This is a genomic window from Flavobacterium sp. 21.1, assembly GCF_057801535.1.
The window spans coordinates 434,147-449,040 of the sequence record NZ_JBYNXA010000001.1 but is presented as its reverse complement, the minus strand read 5'-3'; the positions used below and the strand labels follow the sequence as shown (position 1 = coordinate 449,040).

Sequence of the window (14,894 nt, the reverse complement as noted above, 5' to 3'; positions counted from 1 at the left end):
ATGGTTTATTATGTTGCAGTGGTGCCAATTTACAAAAAGCAAATTAAAATATAGTGTCTATTTCAACCTGTTGAGAATTTTCTCTGTAGATTCAAAACTAAGATTCCGAAATGTCTGACCTGTCCATAAATTTACGTATTCTGTGAGTTGCGCATTTCTGGCCGCTTTTCTAAATGGACCGGTCAGTTTATTTTGATAAGGATAGGGCAATATGTAATCGGAATTTTCGAACAATTCAATAAACGCATTTTTTAATCCTCTTGCGTATCGGCCTGAAAAGCTGCGTGTAAGTATGATTTCTTTTTCATCAACGGTAAGCATACGTTGCTTTTCCGCTGGGGTCAATGCGCTTTCTTCTGAACATAAGAGCAATGTCCCGATTTGAAAAGCATCCGCACCCAAAATACGTACGGACTCGATTGTTTTTTTATTTACAATACCACCAGCGTATACAATTGGTGTCTCGGTCATTACCCTAACATTTTGTAGCAGAGAAAGACCGCCAATTTGCGGAATGTTTTCACTTTCAAACGAGCCACGGTGGCCACCTGCTTCAATGCCCTGGACACAAATAATATCAATTTCCGAATCAATCAAGAGTTGTGCTTCTTTTTCGCTGGTGCAGGTTCCAATCAGAAGTACTCCTGCGTTTTTAAGTTTTATAATCGAATCTTTATCAAGATTACCAAAGGTAAAACTCATAACTTTGACATTTTCCTCTAAGACAGCGTCAATCTGGCCTTGATATCCTGCCGGTCTGATGTTTTCTATTTCGGGCAGGTCAACGGGAAGATTGAGATTTTCGGCCAGTTCATAGAGATAGGCTTTGGTGCGGTCATATTTGGTTTTCAGTTCGGGTGTAATAGGAGGGATCTCGTTTACAAAAATATTGGCTGCAAAAGTGCTGTCAGTTAGTTTTTTACATTTCCGGATAATCTCCAATGAGCTGTCGTAATCCAAATCGCCTAAAGCGGCAGAACCCAGACATCCGGCTCTATTCGCAGCAGCAACCATTTCCGGAGTTGTTACACCAAACATCGGAGCTTGGATAATTGGGTAACTTATTCCCAGTTGACTTAAAATTGTACTCATAAATTGATTTTGAAAATATTAGTAGCTTTTACCGTTAAAATAGTACTATTTTTTTATTCAAGTGTACCTTCAGGACTGCCGGTGTAATCAATATATTCCCTCAAAATATTTCCTGCAACGCCAATTCGAGCTTCCTTGTCATTCGCTTCCTTTATAGTGCAATAGGAGCCAATTGCGCCGTATTTTTCCGTTACAAAAATTGTTAAATCTACATAACCGCCACCAAAAAAATCCATTAATTTTCCCCATTTTTTTATTCTGAAGACGGTCACTTCAAACCCCTGTTTGGTTTTTATTTTTCGTTCCGTAATGCAGTCAAAAGTTTTAATTATTTTAGAATTTCTAATGACGATTTTATTGGTTGAATTTACTCTCGAATTTAAATCGAATAATATGAAAGGTTCTGATTTTGGATTATTTAATTCGGCGAATATTTTTTTATCTCTCAAATAAAGAGAAAATTTTGCAGGATATAGCGAATCATTAAAAAAACCGAATTCATGGGTTTGGTAAACATATTTGGATTCCGGTTCTGCATCATAATCAATTTCGAACGCCGGTTTTCTGTTATTTGGTGGAATATAGCGATCGTATTTTTCAATTTTCTGATTAGAATTACTGCACGCAAAAGTTAGCAGCGCAAAAGCAATTAAAAAAATAACGTTTAATGTTTTCATGTTTCATGCATAACTTTTTGAGGGATGGCCTCTACTGTGCTAAATGCTTAAATGAAGGTTTGGTTTCTGTCTTTTAGACCATCCAAAAAATCACTCGAATTACCATTCCAATAGCATTTAACGCAACGATTATTCACGAATTCGTGTTCACAGTTTTCGTAACCATATAGAATACTTGAACATTGCGGACATAAATTTTCCATTGATGACTGATCTGCATAAAATTCGCTTTTGCATTCGTCACATTTTTTTTTATCGCGTATTTTTAAACTCATTATTTACTCTTAAAAATGCTATTGCGGAATAATAAGACAGCTAAAATCAGGATTATGAATAAAGGCGTTAATTTCATCTCCGTTTTTACATTATGACTTGAAGCCATGACGAGCATCCAAAAAAATGCAACCGCCAATATTGCTATAATTAGGAGTGAATTGACTAGAATTTTCATTTATCTGTTTTTTATTCTGTTCTGAGATATTCTTCTAAAGTTTAATCTTTTTAAAGCTCATATCAAATAGTTTTTCCTCGCCCCAGATTTTGTCTAAGTATTTTTTATCAGCAAGAATGATGGCATCCAATTTTAATTTGTCGGACACATTTTTTTCGGTTACTTCTTCTTTCAGTGAAACTTTGGTAATCAATACTAAAATTTCATTATTTGGCGAATCGGATTCATAACAATTGAACTGAATTAAATCGGTATCCGTTGTAAACCCTTTTTGCTGTTTGTATGCAAAACCATTCATACCATAGGTTTTCCGGATTTCTCGCAGCGAAGTTTTTCCAAAAATAAAATTGGAGAATAACGGTTTGTTGTTTTTTGGATTTTGAAGCCAGTCATTTTCCATGTAGACCACTTTTCCGTTTTCAACAGTAACTGAAAAATGATTGTTGTCGCTCGTCAGATATTTTGTCATTCCGTTTTCTTGTGCCTCGATTTTCAGTCTAATCTTGTTGAGCGTATTTTCCTCATCACCGATTTTCACATTAAGCATCGAAATGTCTGAAGAAAAAAGAGCGATTAAAAAACAAAAGAAGATTCCTATGACTGCTTTCATAGTATTTAAGTTTGGTTGTTGTTAAAATTTCCCCAATTTAGAGGTGTGACATACACAAATATATCGAAAAATATGAAAGAAAAATTTGAAAAGAAACGAATCGGATTTAGTCTTTATTTGATATCAGCCATTTCGGAAATTGACTTGCTTTTCAGGTCGTAGCAAATGATTTTGTTATTATCGCCAATTCCTTCCAATTTGAGATCTGCTAAAGTTACATCGTCAAAGGTTGTTTGCAATTTCACTGAAGCAGTTTCTCTAAATGAAGAATCAAAATATCTGATCGTTGGCGGATTTGCGAAACCGTTTGGATAGTCAATTAAAATATACTCGTTTTCAGCTTTAAAGATTTTATCGTGTGCGTTTATGTATTTTTTGTAGACTATTTCAAAGTCTTTAGGGTTTGATTTAGTCCATTTGTAAATCCCGTCGCTTCCGATCGTTACAAAGGAATTCCTGTCGATATCGCAAACATCATAAAAACTGGTATGATCTTTTCCAAAAGCTCCAGTCTTGTCGTTATTGTCCTTTAGATTCCAGGCAAATGTATCCGTATGGGGCCATCCTAAAACTGCATAAATAAGAGTATCATCATCGCTGAATAAAACCTTCGCTACACTTTCTCCTTGTTGAAAGTAATCCATGAACTTTCCATTTGTACTGTTTATTAGAAATAAAGAAGCATAATATTCTGAACTGTTTTTTTTGCTCTGATAATAATCGGTCCCCAACACAATCATTTTGGAATCGTTTGAATAGTTTACTGAAGTTATCTGTATAGGATATTCATTTAACCAGTCGATTTTAAGTGAGATAAGATCGATTTGAAAAACAAGAGCCGTTGAAGATTGCCCAGTGCTTATAGTAACCAAAGCTTTGGATTTTGTTTTATTGGTAATAAGTTCCGCCCAAAGAAATTCCAGTTTAAGTTCATCAAATTTTAATTTGTACTTTTTTCTAATCTTTTTGGTTGCAGTATCAAATATGTAAATACTGTTATCTGATGCGATAATCCTTAGGTTTTTAACGCTCAGATTTGCTTTTATCCCGGATATTGAATCCGATGCATTGCTTTCAAAGATATATTTTGAAATAGTTACAGACTGAAGATTTTCAGCCGGAGAAAGAAGATTTACAGTTTCTTCCTTTTTAGTCTTGCAGCTTAACAGGACGATATATACAAATAGGAATTTTAATAGTTTCATTTTTTGTTTCAATAGTTCTGTTATGAATTAGCTGTGTAAGTTGTCTGGTTTAAAACTCTGGGAAAATAATAGAATGAAGAAACTTGGGGTAGTTAAATAATCGTGATATAGTTGCGCAGCATACTGGTTATTAAGATCAAAATAAGCGTGTTCTGCCATTAAAGTCCCCGAAATGAAACCAATGAAGCCTGCTAACATTAAAATTTTGTAAAGCTGCCCGTTGTTGAGCCAGATTTTACATAAGAAGCCATTATATAGACCTAAACCGGCTAACAGCACAAATACAAAGACTTTTGCAGTATTATACAAGCAAAGAAAAGGGGATAGCAGCATAGCAAAAATCCCGCCTACACCGCGAGTTAAAAGTAAATAGGCGGCAAAATAAATTCCGAAGCCGGTGATGAAAGCAATCGACAGCCGCTTAAATGAAAACAAATTAAAAGTCTTTACTGTGCTGGTCATTTTATCCTCTTTATTTCGTAACCCCGATTATTACGCCAAAATCGCCATCGGTCTGTATCCAGTTTTTTTCCGGTAAATACGTTCGGGAAACAAAACCATCTAAATACAAAGCATTTTTACAACCAAGTTTTTTGAAGTACCCGGCAAACTCGTAAAAGTTGATCTCTTTTTTAGACATTGCGAATATAACTTCGTTGTTTGGCAGAATTCCGACGCCGTTTCGGATGTTTAAATTTGCCGAATTTTCCTTAAAAGCGGAATGGATTTTACCGTTGATCACCAGCATTGGTCCGGATTGCGTCGCATATTTTATTTTACCGTTGTCTGAAAAATCCTGAGTGAGGCAGATTTTTGCAACCCGGTCGGTGGTTATGTAGAAAACTCCGTTGGGTTTCAGATAGAAATTACCGTTACCGCCGGCTGTATCAATTTCAATTTTTCTGATCTTATCTTCAATATAAAGACCTTGAGGGGAATTGTCTTTTTTATACATTCCGCCGTTTGTGGCGAATACCAGTTCCCGCTTTTGTTTTTTTAGCCAAAGTCTGAGATTTTCAGCATTCTTATAGTTTTCACCGGAGGTGTTTTTCCAATAAAAATCGACGTTTAATTTTTTGGGATTAACCGTATAACTGACAAAACGCTCATCATCAGTTTTTGATTGTGCCAGAAAGCCAAAACAAATTGACGTAATGATGATTAAAAACAGGATAGTTAGTTTTTTTGTCATTTTGAATTACTGTATTAACGGTTCGCCGATTTTTTGGTGATGGCAAGCTACTTCAAAACTAACGATTAAAAGTAAAGTTTACCAGCTTTTTATAATCATTTTGATTTGTCATATCGGTTACTTATACATTCGCATTAAACAAACCTTTAATCTTTTTTTAAGATCATCATTTGTTAAGCATTCAACAGGTTTCAGATTATCCAAAGCGGGAACTTTCTCATTAATCCAGTTTAAACTTTCATGACGTAAAATTTCAAAAATGACCCGGGCAAGGTGCTTGTTTCCATGCAGCATATTTTTCAGAATTAATTCTTCAGGCGATGTTTGCCGGTCTTTTTTAAACACCTTTATGAATGCTTTCCAACTTGCTTCCGTGTAGAATTGTTCTAAGGCAATCATTATATTCTATCTCTTAAAAGTCCGTAAAAAAGTGTTATGCTTACTGCCGTAAACAGTGAAAATAGCAACACAAAAACTGTTTCTCCCAGGCCGAAGTAACTTTCTCGAGAAAATTCGAATAGTCCATATATTTCGCAGATGATGCTTATCAATGCCAAAATTATCAGACTTATCCTGATACTGTTTTTTAATGTAATTTTAAGAGCGGGGCGCTTGTAAATTATCAAAAGAAGAGAAGTGATGATTGCGAAAACATACAAAATGTAATTTGTATTGTTCGGATCACTGTTATGACCGGCCATTCCGACCATAAATTCGGCAATAAAAAAAAGCGGAATACTTATAATTAATACAAATCGATAAATAATAAGGCTGCTTTTAAACAGTAAATTGCTTTCCATAGGCTACATTAAAAATTTAAAACAGAAAAGGAAGACCAGAATCTGAATTATGATGGTATTACTTGTCTGGACAGAATCGGAGTTTTTTTTACTGTTTATGTAAATGTATGTGTTTAAAATTAAAGGTACTACTACTAATAATGTAATGTAAAACCAATAAAGTAAAACGGATTCTATAGATGATAATTTATAGACAACATTAAGAATCGAGCAATACGCAAATTCAATGATTATGAGCTTTGTAAAGCTTTTTGATTTCGTTCTTATTTTGTCGAGTTCATTCATTAGTGCGGTTTCTATAATAGTTTACCCAAAATTAAAGATTAAAGACAAGCAGTACAAATCCAAGCCGATATTCTCTTAGACCTTACTGCTGTTCCAATTTTTGCTTTACATTTTTCAAAACCGATTTGGTACAAAAGGTCTGATAGGGAACAGAAAAAACGGGTCCGAGTAATTTCGTCAAAATGTTTCCCGGAGTTGAGTAGGTATGGATCTTAAACAGCAGTTTGCTGTCAAGTTGTTCGACGGTGAAAGTTGAAATCCCTTTTTCAACATGACCTTCAAGGGTTTCATAACTGTATCCTTTTCGGTTTGTTTCGTTGATGATTTCATTTATCCGCACGCCAAAAATTATTTTCTGCGACATAGTTTTTACAGGTGGGATATAGACCTGCTGAACAATGGTGTCACCTGTTTTCATCTGCCTTTGTTCCTCGTTCCATTGTGTTCTGAATATCATAATGTTGTCGGGGAAAATCTGATAGTTGAAAAGAAAATCAAGATCTAATTCTTTTAAATTTTTGGTTGAGTTTATGTTGATGGTTGTTACTTTCTCTGTCAGTTTGGTTCTGTCGTAGTCCATGACTTTTTTGGTTTTCAAAAAGTCAAGGTGTTGTCTGAATTTATTTTTTTGTTCTGTCAGGTAAATTTTCATTATAAAACGGTCATTTTTTACAGGATGCTTTTTCCTATTTTAGTTATAGCAACACTATTTTCATTTCTCTTAAGGCAGTTTATGCTTATTAACTTTTCAATTGTCTTCATGATATCACTTTCCGATATTATGTTTTTGTAATTCTCGTTTATCGATGCAATATACGCTGAACCTTTGGACGGATAATTTACAAAACGTAAGAGAGAATCATCCCGGTAGGTAATTCCGTTTTTGAAAAAGATTCTGTAAACATAACCATTTTCGATAGCCCGTTCATTTCTTTTTAAACTTCGGATTAAATTTGAAATCGCTTCATGATCCGCATTTAATCTTTCGAATAGTTCGTATTCAATTCCTTTATATTCAACGGTATATGTCTTCTTGAAACTGCTGCGTCCTTCGTATTCTTCAGGTTTTTTATAATCTATTAAATTCAGTTGAAGTGCATTTTGCAAATCCTCCTGCAATTCCAGAATGTCTGCTTTATCAAGGATTACCTCGCTTATTGCTTTGTCATATTTTCTGAGTTGCACTTTTTCAGCAATGAACGGCGCGATTGGAAAGGAGTTGAAATCGGAGCAATATCCAATATGCTCATACTCGTCGCCTTTAGATAAACACATCGTTACTCCATCGCTGACCGATTCATCATTTCTTATTTTTTCATTGCTTTCTCTGGTCAGGTGACAAGGGTAGCAGACTTCTTTGGGAAGATATTTACTGTCGGTAGGAATAATGGGTGTATGGCAGTCTTCGCATTTTGGTGCAGTATGTGATTCCCACCAATTGGGACAATCTCGTGACCATTCGTCCGGTGACGGAAAGTAAAGTTCGATCTGATACCGATCCGTGTATTCTTTTGCTATTTTTCGGGCTTCCTGAACAAGAGCTTCTTCGGTTTCAAAATTTTTGTATTCTAATTCCGTTATGTTTTCTGTTTTGTAACTAAAACCGTTTTTAAATACCAAGTCAATAGTCAGCCCGATATATTCATAATCGGAATGCCACAAACACTGAACCGCCTTTGGCTTGGGCTGATCTGTCGTAAACAGTTTTTGAATTATTGTTTTTATCACTGTTGTTGGTTTTAAGATGGTGGCTCAGTTAATTTTTTCGATTTTCTATGATTACGAAAACCAATACAAAGAATAGTAAAATAGTTATTAAAAAGAGTTCTTTCCAAACCGATTTTTCACATGAATTGTATTCTTTCAGCGTTAATAGGTCTGCGTTATTCTCCAGTGATCTAAATGAAAAAACTTTCTTTTCACTTCGGAATCTTTCATAAAGACTTGTTTCTTTACTTACGGTAAAACTAATGGAATCCCTGTATTTTAAGTTCATCAGATCCTTTCGTCTGGTCTTCTCAAAACCGCAGGATTCAATACTGTACTGCATGGAATTATCGTCAACGATTTTGAAAACGATGTTTGGGACGTTATCACCTGTTGGTTCATTGATAGCTTTTTCAAGTAATTCGGCTTTAATCTCGATTAAGTCTTTGCTTTCGACTACGTTAGGTTTAGTAAAAATGAAAATTGTAGATCCCGCATAGAATAAAACAATAAAGATGTAGTACAGAATTTCCTTCTTACGCTTTAACATGCCTAAAAATACTTTAGTAAAAGGTAAATGCTTCCTGCGTAAAAACAGTAAAAACTAAAAGACAATAGTGTCAGATTTCGGAAAAAATTGGGTGCAAAGGTCAGACTTCGTTCCTTTCTGAAGATTTCTATTAGCCAGCCAAAAGTATAAATGACATTCAGAAGTATCAATAACAATATCATTCCGATAAGGAGGAAATATTCGCCGTCGCCCATTTCCATGGTTAGAGGATTTGACCCTATAATTTTTAAGCTCAACAGGATGAATAAGATCAACAGACCATTGAAAAGAAATCGTCGTAATTCCCACCAAAGGAATATATCAAATTTCGATCTGTCCGTTTTTCTGACTGCTATAAGATTTACAGGTAGTTTCACTCTAAAGGATTTTACATATTATTGATCCCATTGAATAAGCGGTTTTTAGAAATTCTCCTCACTTATTTTTAGACCATCTTTAAAGGTAACTATTAAATATATTTTACCTTCTTCAGTATAATGAATAACAGTCCCGTTGCCGTTTTTTACAGAACCTTTATCTCTTGATTTTCCTTCTTTAGTATAATTTCCCTTAACATTTACAAGCAAACCGTTATCAAATGTTTTTTCAACCCATAATTGGCCGTTTTCATAATAGTATTGGTAGACACCATCTTCTTTCCCCATTTTGTAATAGAACTTTTCCTGAAGATTTCCGTTAGGATAAAATGCCTGATACAGCCCGTCTTTTGTACCATTAACGAAATTATGGTCTAATTCCGTTTTTCCGTTTGGATACAAATAGATATGATGACCATTCCTTAAATCATTTTTATATAATCTGGTGCCATGAATTTTGCCATCGGAATAGTAGCTTTTTACAATTCCTTCAAATTTGCCATTTTCATAATTTCCAATTTCACTGAGGTTGCCGTTAGGGAAGAAGTACTTAAATTCTCCCTGTCGTTCACCTTTCGCGTAGTTTATTTCTTTTTGGATATTCTTTTTAAAAGTTTTGTCTTCAATGGTATAGAAAAGCCATTTCCCGACGCGATTTCCGTTAAGATATTTTCCTTCACCATATAATAAAAAGTGCCCGAAAACCTGCTTTGACTGGTTGTCTGTGGAAACGTAGGCGTAGTCTTTGGAAACCTCGTAATCTTTCCAAAATCCCTGTCTGAGATTATTCTTATCGGTTTCTCCGCTTGGCATAAAATTTTTATTTGCGTAACCGCTTTTCATATAGTCATTCATTAGTTCATCTTTGACAAATTGTATGTCCTGAGCAAATAAAGGGGTGGTTAACAGAAGAAAAAAGGAAAGGATAGATTTCGTTTTCATGATATTGACGCTAAAATCCTGTGGGACTTAGTAACGGTTGTTTTTGTTTCTGATGTTTACAAATATACCAAAAGTGGTAAAGGAAAGTAAGTATTTAAAACAGAATATTATCGAAATGTATATTGTCAGAAGGTTTTATTTTGCGTCGAAAAATGTATCCCAAAGCTCCTGCTGTTTTTTATTGGTATTATCAAACGGTTCTTTGCGTTTTAATTTCAGTCCGTATGCTTTGTTAGTGGAATTTTCATAATATTCAAAAGTGGATGTTTGGTTTTCTGTATCAGACTGGTTCTGAAGTAAGATAATTTGTCTGATTGGTACCAATTTCTCGTCCCTCCACTCATAAAGCGTCTTGGAATGATCCATGTAGGAGCTGCCTTCGTAAGTTTCCTCGATTTGTTTTTTATCTTTTTTGACACTATAGTCGGTCGAGTAGGAGCCGGCGTAATGAATTGTATTTGTACTGTTTGAATAGTAATAAACTTCCTGCCACGTATTGCCATTCATATTTCTGAATGTCGACGTAATAATTTCGTTTCGGTTGTCTCCATCAAGATCCTCAAAATCGATTTTGTACACGGGAATGTTTGGTTTCGCACTGCCGATTAGTTTCCATTTTCGGTTATCCAAATGGTAAAAGTTTATGACACTGTCCCTGACGTTTATTTCCGTGGCGATTATGGCTTTTTTATCAATGAATTTGCCGACAAGAAGCTGTCTGAACGTACTGTCTTCTTCAATAACAGCATTGCCGTAATAGTAGACAGAAGTGTCAGTCTGAGCTAATGCCGACACGCTCTCTAAAAAATGATCAAGAATCTGTTTGGTTGTTTTTTTAGGATCGTTTGTTTCTTTTAGAAAAATGGCATTTGAAATTACCGTATTGCTTTTTTTCCCGCAGGCAGTTACGAGTAAAAGAATTACGGCTACTATCAATGCATGTGGTTTCATTTGCCGGTTCATTTTTACCATTATTCCGTTTCCCAGCCCGGGCCGAATTTTTCGTTTGACTCAGGTTCAATGACAGTCAGATGGTTTAATTCCATTGGGTTTTCACCTTTTTTGATTCTTTTGTGCATATCCAGTAAGTCCGTCAGCAGTAATAAGATTCCTTCGTCAGATTCATTTTTACTTATTTTCAGTTTGGTCAAAGCTTTTTGAGCGGCTTCCCAAAAGAAATCCCTGTTTTTTGGCGCAAAGGTCCTTAAATCAAAATTGAAGCTGATATCTTCATTCTCTCTGAAAAAACCTCCATATCCGTTGAATTCATCCTCATTTTCTTCCCGATATACGAATTGTTCCAAGTACTGATGAAATTCCTCAGCTTGCGGAATTGTTTTCAGTTCATCGGTTATCAGTTGCAACATATGTGCCATCCGGGACCAGTTCCTTGCGAATCCGCGACCGTCTTCAAGTGTCCAAAATGCTGATGCCATATTTTTTTAGAATTGAGTGTAAAACCCTGTCTTGTTAGTGACCGTTCTTTATCAGTTTATCTTTAAATATCAAATTACTTAAAGAGATAATTATTACTATTAATAAAAGAAGAAACAACGTAATCATTCCTTTATCCATTTCCCAAAGAACTTTTATCGCGACGAACAAATTAAACAATAAGCAAACTAAGCAGGTAATTTTGATGCTCTTTTTAAATTTCTTTCTTTTCATTGTCAGATAGGGCAGTAGGATTAAAGAAGAGATCGTAATAACTGTAAAGAATAAAAAGATGTAATGCGTTAAAAGCAGACTTGCATTTTCCTTCATTCCGAGCGTTAACATAGTGAATACTACAAAGGAGACCACTAAGAATACTGAATAGGTAAACAATAAAAATCGGTATAAATCACTCATTTTTCTTAAACCGTCATTTGCTATGATCTCCTGTTAATCAGATGGAGTCCGTATCGGAGTAAATATACCAATTTTCACCTTGTCCCCACGTATCAATATGATGACCGTCAAAAGTGTGATTGTTTGTTAAAGTCGTGCTGTCACAGGGAGAATAGACAATCGTTACATTATTAAGGTTTTTGACATTCCATCCTTCATCTACAACCAATGAAATTTCATAGTTTTTATCACAGTTTTCAAAATTGTCAAAATTAATCAGAACCCGACTTATTCCAAGGTCCTCCAGCTGTTCTTTAAGATCATCGGGAAGACTTTCAACAGCTAATTCGATTTCTTTTTCACTTTTTGGGGTACGAATATAATCCGTTTCAATTTCAGCTACGACTTTATTGAAAGCTTCTTTTTTTGTTTGAAACACAGTGTTGTTTTCATTAAATATCTTTTCAAAGTTGGGATTGTAATAGGAATAGATAGTCCAACTTAGCACAAGGAATGTGATAATGATACCAAGTAGCGCTATTTTTCCTCCTGTCATTTTTGGGTTTGAGATTTCTTTTCTTGTGAATTAAGATTCTAATTCCAATTATCTATTTTGATATCATCAGGTGAAGGCTTTCCTTTTCCCGTTTCAACGAGTTGTTTGAGACTTAGCATAAAAATAGCCCATTTCATGCTGCAATGTGCTTTGAATTCTACTTCTTCACGCCAGTTTCTGTGGCCAAACAACACTATGGTATACTCTTCTTCCTGATGCAAATCGAATGTGACTTCGGTATCAATCCATTCTTCTGGGCCCGCAATAAATTTCCACTGCACTTTTTTGTCAGGTTCGAGTGATTGCACCTCCATTTCCATACTTCCCAATTCTGTGCCTTCCGGCGTAGTAAATCGGACCGTAATCGTTTTTCCGGTTTGGGAAATTCCGGAAGTTTCTTTTGTCCACCAACCTGCTATTCCTTCCGTTGTTGCCAAGGCTTCATATACTTTTTTAATAGGAGCTTTTATGCCGACTCTATGTATGATATTTACCATAATAGTTGTGTGTTTAAAGTTTTAGCAATGAATTTTAAGAGACTGATAATTACAAATGTATCGAAAATATTGACAGAAAAATTTTAAAATTTGGAGAGATATGCAAAGAGACCTTCGTCAACAGATAGTAAGAAACGGATTGCTCGGATACCCTATTTTATTTGCACTTTTCCGTTTTTAGTTCCAGCATTTTACCAACATCTTCTGCTCTTTCATATTCCTGATGATAATCAATATAAACCCATTTACCATTCTTTTTTTCTAAAAACGACTTGATTTCCGTAAAAACGGGCGATTTTTTGCCCATAAATGCAAATGCATCTTCATAAATTTCAAACTCTTTTAGCAACGTCCATTTGCTATTACAAAGCGCATATATTTTGCAAGTGTTTACCGGACTATAATCTAACTTATCAATTACCAATGCTATTTCGTCCTTATGATCAGCATTGTTGTCGCCGATATTTATTAAGCAGTACAGACCCTGGGCAGCTCCCAAATGTAGAGTATCCGCGTTCTTTTTATTAACAGTTAAGTATAGGTCCGGATCTTGTCTGTAAAACCAATCCACAACCGTAGTTTGCCAGTCATGCTCGTACGGACTGGCTGCACTGTCAATTTCAGTTTTTGTGAGTCGGGAATAATTGTGTTCAAAAAGAGTGTCTTTTATCCCGTTGCCATCAAAATCACCAATTGCAAACAATTTGTCTAATTTGCGAAGTTTAAAGGTGTCTGCTGCTGTTTTATTATCTAATTCCGGATTAATTTTTTCCGTTTTTTCCGTACAACTAAGCAGGACTAAAGCAAATGTCAACAGGGAAATTAACTTTTTCATTATTTGCAGCCTTAAAGCCCAGTTTTAAGCAATTTATCAAATTTTTTGGTTAGCAACCGCGAGTCTTCACTGACAGTATCAAATTTCGGTTTTGACAGATCAATAAGATAATGATTATTCCAGCTGTCAACAATGGTGTCGTTTACATCTTCAACGCTATGATCATGAGCTTCATAAACCCAGATCAGTGAACGGATTTTATTTTTATCATTTTTAAGCAGCCATGAAGTTTTTATAGAAACGTCTCCGGCATCACCAAAGCTTTCTGCCAATTCAATGTAGTTTGATATTTCATCTTTTTCGGAATCATACATAAATAGTTTGATTGACGAGGGTAAATATTCAGAAGGCGTTCTTGCGATTAATCCGATTCTGATCTCATCAATTGGAAATTTATAACACGCAAACAAGCCCGGCGGATCACTAAAATGAGCCTCGGCAATTTCCTTTGGGAACAGGATAACGTCCAGACTGTCAAGTGTATGTCCTTTGAATTTTTTAAAATCTTCTTCGGAGTATATTTTTAGCGTATCAAAAGAAATAGCTTCAAACTTTTTAAGTAATCCGGAGTATTTACTCTCTTTGTTGATCTCTGCTTTTTGTGTGATCGGTGTTTCCGATTTTTCATTACAGCTAAATAGCGTAAGCAGTGTAATTAAATACAGTAGTTTCTTCATCTTTAATGATTGCCAATACACGGATGTCACCTTTTTTCAGGTAATTATTATGCTTCAGGAGTTATTGCGCAAAAAATAGCGCCAAAAGAAAAGGTAGCATCACGAGTACAGAAATGATAAGTGGTTTCCAGATTGTCTTTTTTGGAAAATCAGATTCGTTTGGAAAGTACTTCGGGTAAAAGTATTTAGATAAGATCCCACCACAGGCCATATTAACGACAAAAGTCATAGATGTCATCGGTTTCTCAGGAATATTTAAAATTATCACTGAAACGATCGTGAGTGCTATCGAAAGAGCCAAAATTGTGTATGCTTCTTTCTTCTTACCGACATCTTTTAGATTTTGCATTAAAAGCACGCCTCCAAATATGGATGTAAAAAACATAGAGAAACCCCAAATTGCCTTTTCGGAATAGATCTTCGGTTTCTCAAAAATTTCAAAATTATTTACTGCTTCCGTTTTTTGGTCTTGAATTTCCATTTGAAATAAGTTAGGTTTTAAAGTTTAGTTTGGAACTGAGGGTTTAACGTTTTTTGGCTTTAAAAAGCTCGGGCGAAGTTACACAAATTTCCAAATGAAAACCAGTAACGTTCAAAACCATCGCAGTAAA

Annotated in this window: 20 protein-coding genes; all 20 read right to left on the bottom strand. The window is 35.1% G+C overall.

Annotated elements, in window-relative coordinates; all coding sequences use genetic code 11:
• Positions 1–57: 57 nt before the first annotated feature.
• The gene (locus tag AC3E9U_RS02050) at positions 58–1,092 is read right to left on the bottom strand and encodes an NAD(P)H-dependent flavin oxidoreductase (protein ID WP_488745239.1); all 1,035 of its coding nucleotides are present in this window, start codon (positions 1,090–1,092) and stop codon (positions 58–60) included.
• Between the two features lie 53 nt (positions 1,093–1,145).
• On the bottom strand, positions 1,146–1,769 hold the full coding sequence (locus AC3E9U_RS02045; protein WP_488745238.1) for a hypothetical protein: 624 nt from the start codon (positions 1,767–1,769) through the stop codon (positions 1,146–1,148).
• Positions 1,770–2,254: 485 nt separating this feature from the next.
• Entirely contained in the window at positions 2,255–2,830 is a 576-nt protein-coding gene (locus AC3E9U_RS02040; RefSeq protein WP_488745237.1) for a hypothetical protein, read from the bottom strand.
• Positions 2,831–2,943: 113 nt separating this feature from the next.
• Positions 2,944–4,035, bottom strand: a complete 1,092-nt coding sequence (locus AC3E9U_RS02035; RefSeq protein ID WP_488745236.1) for a hypothetical protein — start codon at positions 4,033–4,035, stop codon at positions 2,944–2,946.
• Positions 4,036–4,062: 27 nt separating this feature from the next.
• Positions 4,063–4,497 carry a hypothetical protein gene (locus AC3E9U_RS02030; RefSeq protein ID WP_488745235.1) on the bottom strand — a complete coding sequence of 145 codons (435 nt, stop codon included), beginning with the start codon at positions 4,495–4,497 and terminating at the stop codon, positions 4,063–4,065.
• 10 nt (positions 4,498–4,507) lie between these two features.
• Positions 4,508–5,227 carry a phosphodiester glycosidase family protein gene (locus AC3E9U_RS02025; protein ID WP_488745234.1) on the bottom strand — a complete coding sequence of 240 codons (720 nt, stop codon included), beginning with the start codon at positions 5,225–5,227 and terminating at the stop codon, positions 4,508–4,510.
• A gap of 117 nt (positions 5,228–5,344) precedes the next feature.
• Entirely contained in the window at positions 5,345–5,626 is a 282-nt protein-coding gene (locus tag AC3E9U_RS02020; protein ID WP_488745233.1) for a hypothetical protein, read from the bottom strand.
• Positions 5,627–6,394: 768 nt separating this feature from the next.
• Entirely contained in the window at positions 6,395–6,892 is a 498-nt protein-coding gene (locus AC3E9U_RS02015) for a DUF1990 family protein (RefSeq protein WP_488745232.1), read from the bottom strand.
• An 89-nt stretch (positions 6,893–6,981) separates the two neighbouring features.
• Positions 6,982–8,040 carry a hypothetical protein gene (locus AC3E9U_RS02010; protein WP_488745231.1) on the bottom strand — a complete coding sequence of 353 codons (1,059 nt, stop codon included), beginning with the start codon at positions 8,038–8,040 and terminating at the stop codon, positions 6,982–6,984.
• A gap of 28 nt (positions 8,041–8,068) precedes the next feature.
• Positions 8,069–8,569: a hypothetical protein gene (locus tag AC3E9U_RS02005; protein WP_488745230.1), complete on the bottom strand. Its 501-nt coding sequence runs from the start codon at positions 8,567–8,569 to the stop codon at positions 8,069–8,071.
• Between the two features lie 2 nt (positions 8,570–8,571).
• Positions 8,572–8,946, bottom strand: a complete 375-nt coding sequence (locus tag AC3E9U_RS02000) for a hypothetical protein (RefSeq protein WP_488745229.1) — start codon at positions 8,944–8,946, stop codon at positions 8,572–8,574.
• A 45-nt stretch (positions 8,947–8,991) separates the two neighbouring features.
• Entirely contained in the window at positions 8,992–9,888 is an 897-nt protein-coding gene (locus AC3E9U_RS01995) for a toxin-antitoxin system YwqK family antitoxin (protein ID WP_488745228.1), read from the bottom strand.
• Positions 9,889–10,023: 135 nt separating this feature from the next.
• Positions 10,024–10,839 carry a hypothetical protein gene (locus AC3E9U_RS01990; RefSeq protein WP_488745227.1) on the bottom strand — a complete coding sequence of 272 codons (816 nt, stop codon included), beginning with the start codon at positions 10,837–10,839 and terminating at the stop codon, positions 10,024–10,026.
• A 20-nt stretch (positions 10,840–10,859) separates the two neighbouring features.
• Positions 10,860–11,324 (bottom strand): hypothetical protein, encoded by a 465-nt coding sequence (locus AC3E9U_RS01985; RefSeq protein ID WP_488745226.1) that lies wholly within the window; start codon positions 11,322–11,324, stop codon positions 10,860–10,862.
• Between the two features lie 34 nt (positions 11,325–11,358).
• Positions 11,359–11,739, bottom strand: a complete 381-nt coding sequence (locus tag AC3E9U_RS01980) for a hypothetical protein (RefSeq protein ID WP_488745225.1) — start codon at positions 11,737–11,739, stop codon at positions 11,359–11,361.
• A 37-nt stretch (positions 11,740–11,776) separates the two neighbouring features.
• Positions 11,777–12,274, bottom strand: a complete 498-nt coding sequence (locus AC3E9U_RS01975) for a hypothetical protein (RefSeq protein WP_488745224.1) — start codon at positions 12,272–12,274, stop codon at positions 11,777–11,779.
• Positions 12,275–12,312: 38 nt separating this feature from the next.
• Positions 12,313–12,771 (bottom strand): SRPBCC family protein, encoded by a 459-nt coding sequence (locus AC3E9U_RS01970; RefSeq protein ID WP_488745223.1) that lies wholly within the window; start codon positions 12,769–12,771, stop codon positions 12,313–12,315.
• A gap of 157 nt (positions 12,772–12,928) precedes the next feature.
• Entirely contained in the window at positions 12,929–13,606 is a 678-nt protein-coding gene (locus AC3E9U_RS01965) for a hypothetical protein (protein ID WP_488745222.1), read from the bottom strand.
• An 11-nt stretch (positions 13,607–13,617) separates the two neighbouring features.
• Positions 13,618–14,283 carry a hypothetical protein gene (locus AC3E9U_RS01960; protein WP_488745221.1) on the bottom strand — a complete coding sequence of 222 codons (666 nt, stop codon included), beginning with the start codon at positions 14,281–14,283 and terminating at the stop codon, positions 13,618–13,620.
• 61 nt (positions 14,284–14,344) lie between these two features.
• Positions 14,345–14,764, bottom strand: a complete 420-nt coding sequence (locus tag AC3E9U_RS01955; protein ID WP_488745220.1) for a hypothetical protein — start codon at positions 14,762–14,764, stop codon at positions 14,345–14,347.
• Positions 14,765–14,894: the final 130 nt, after the last annotated feature.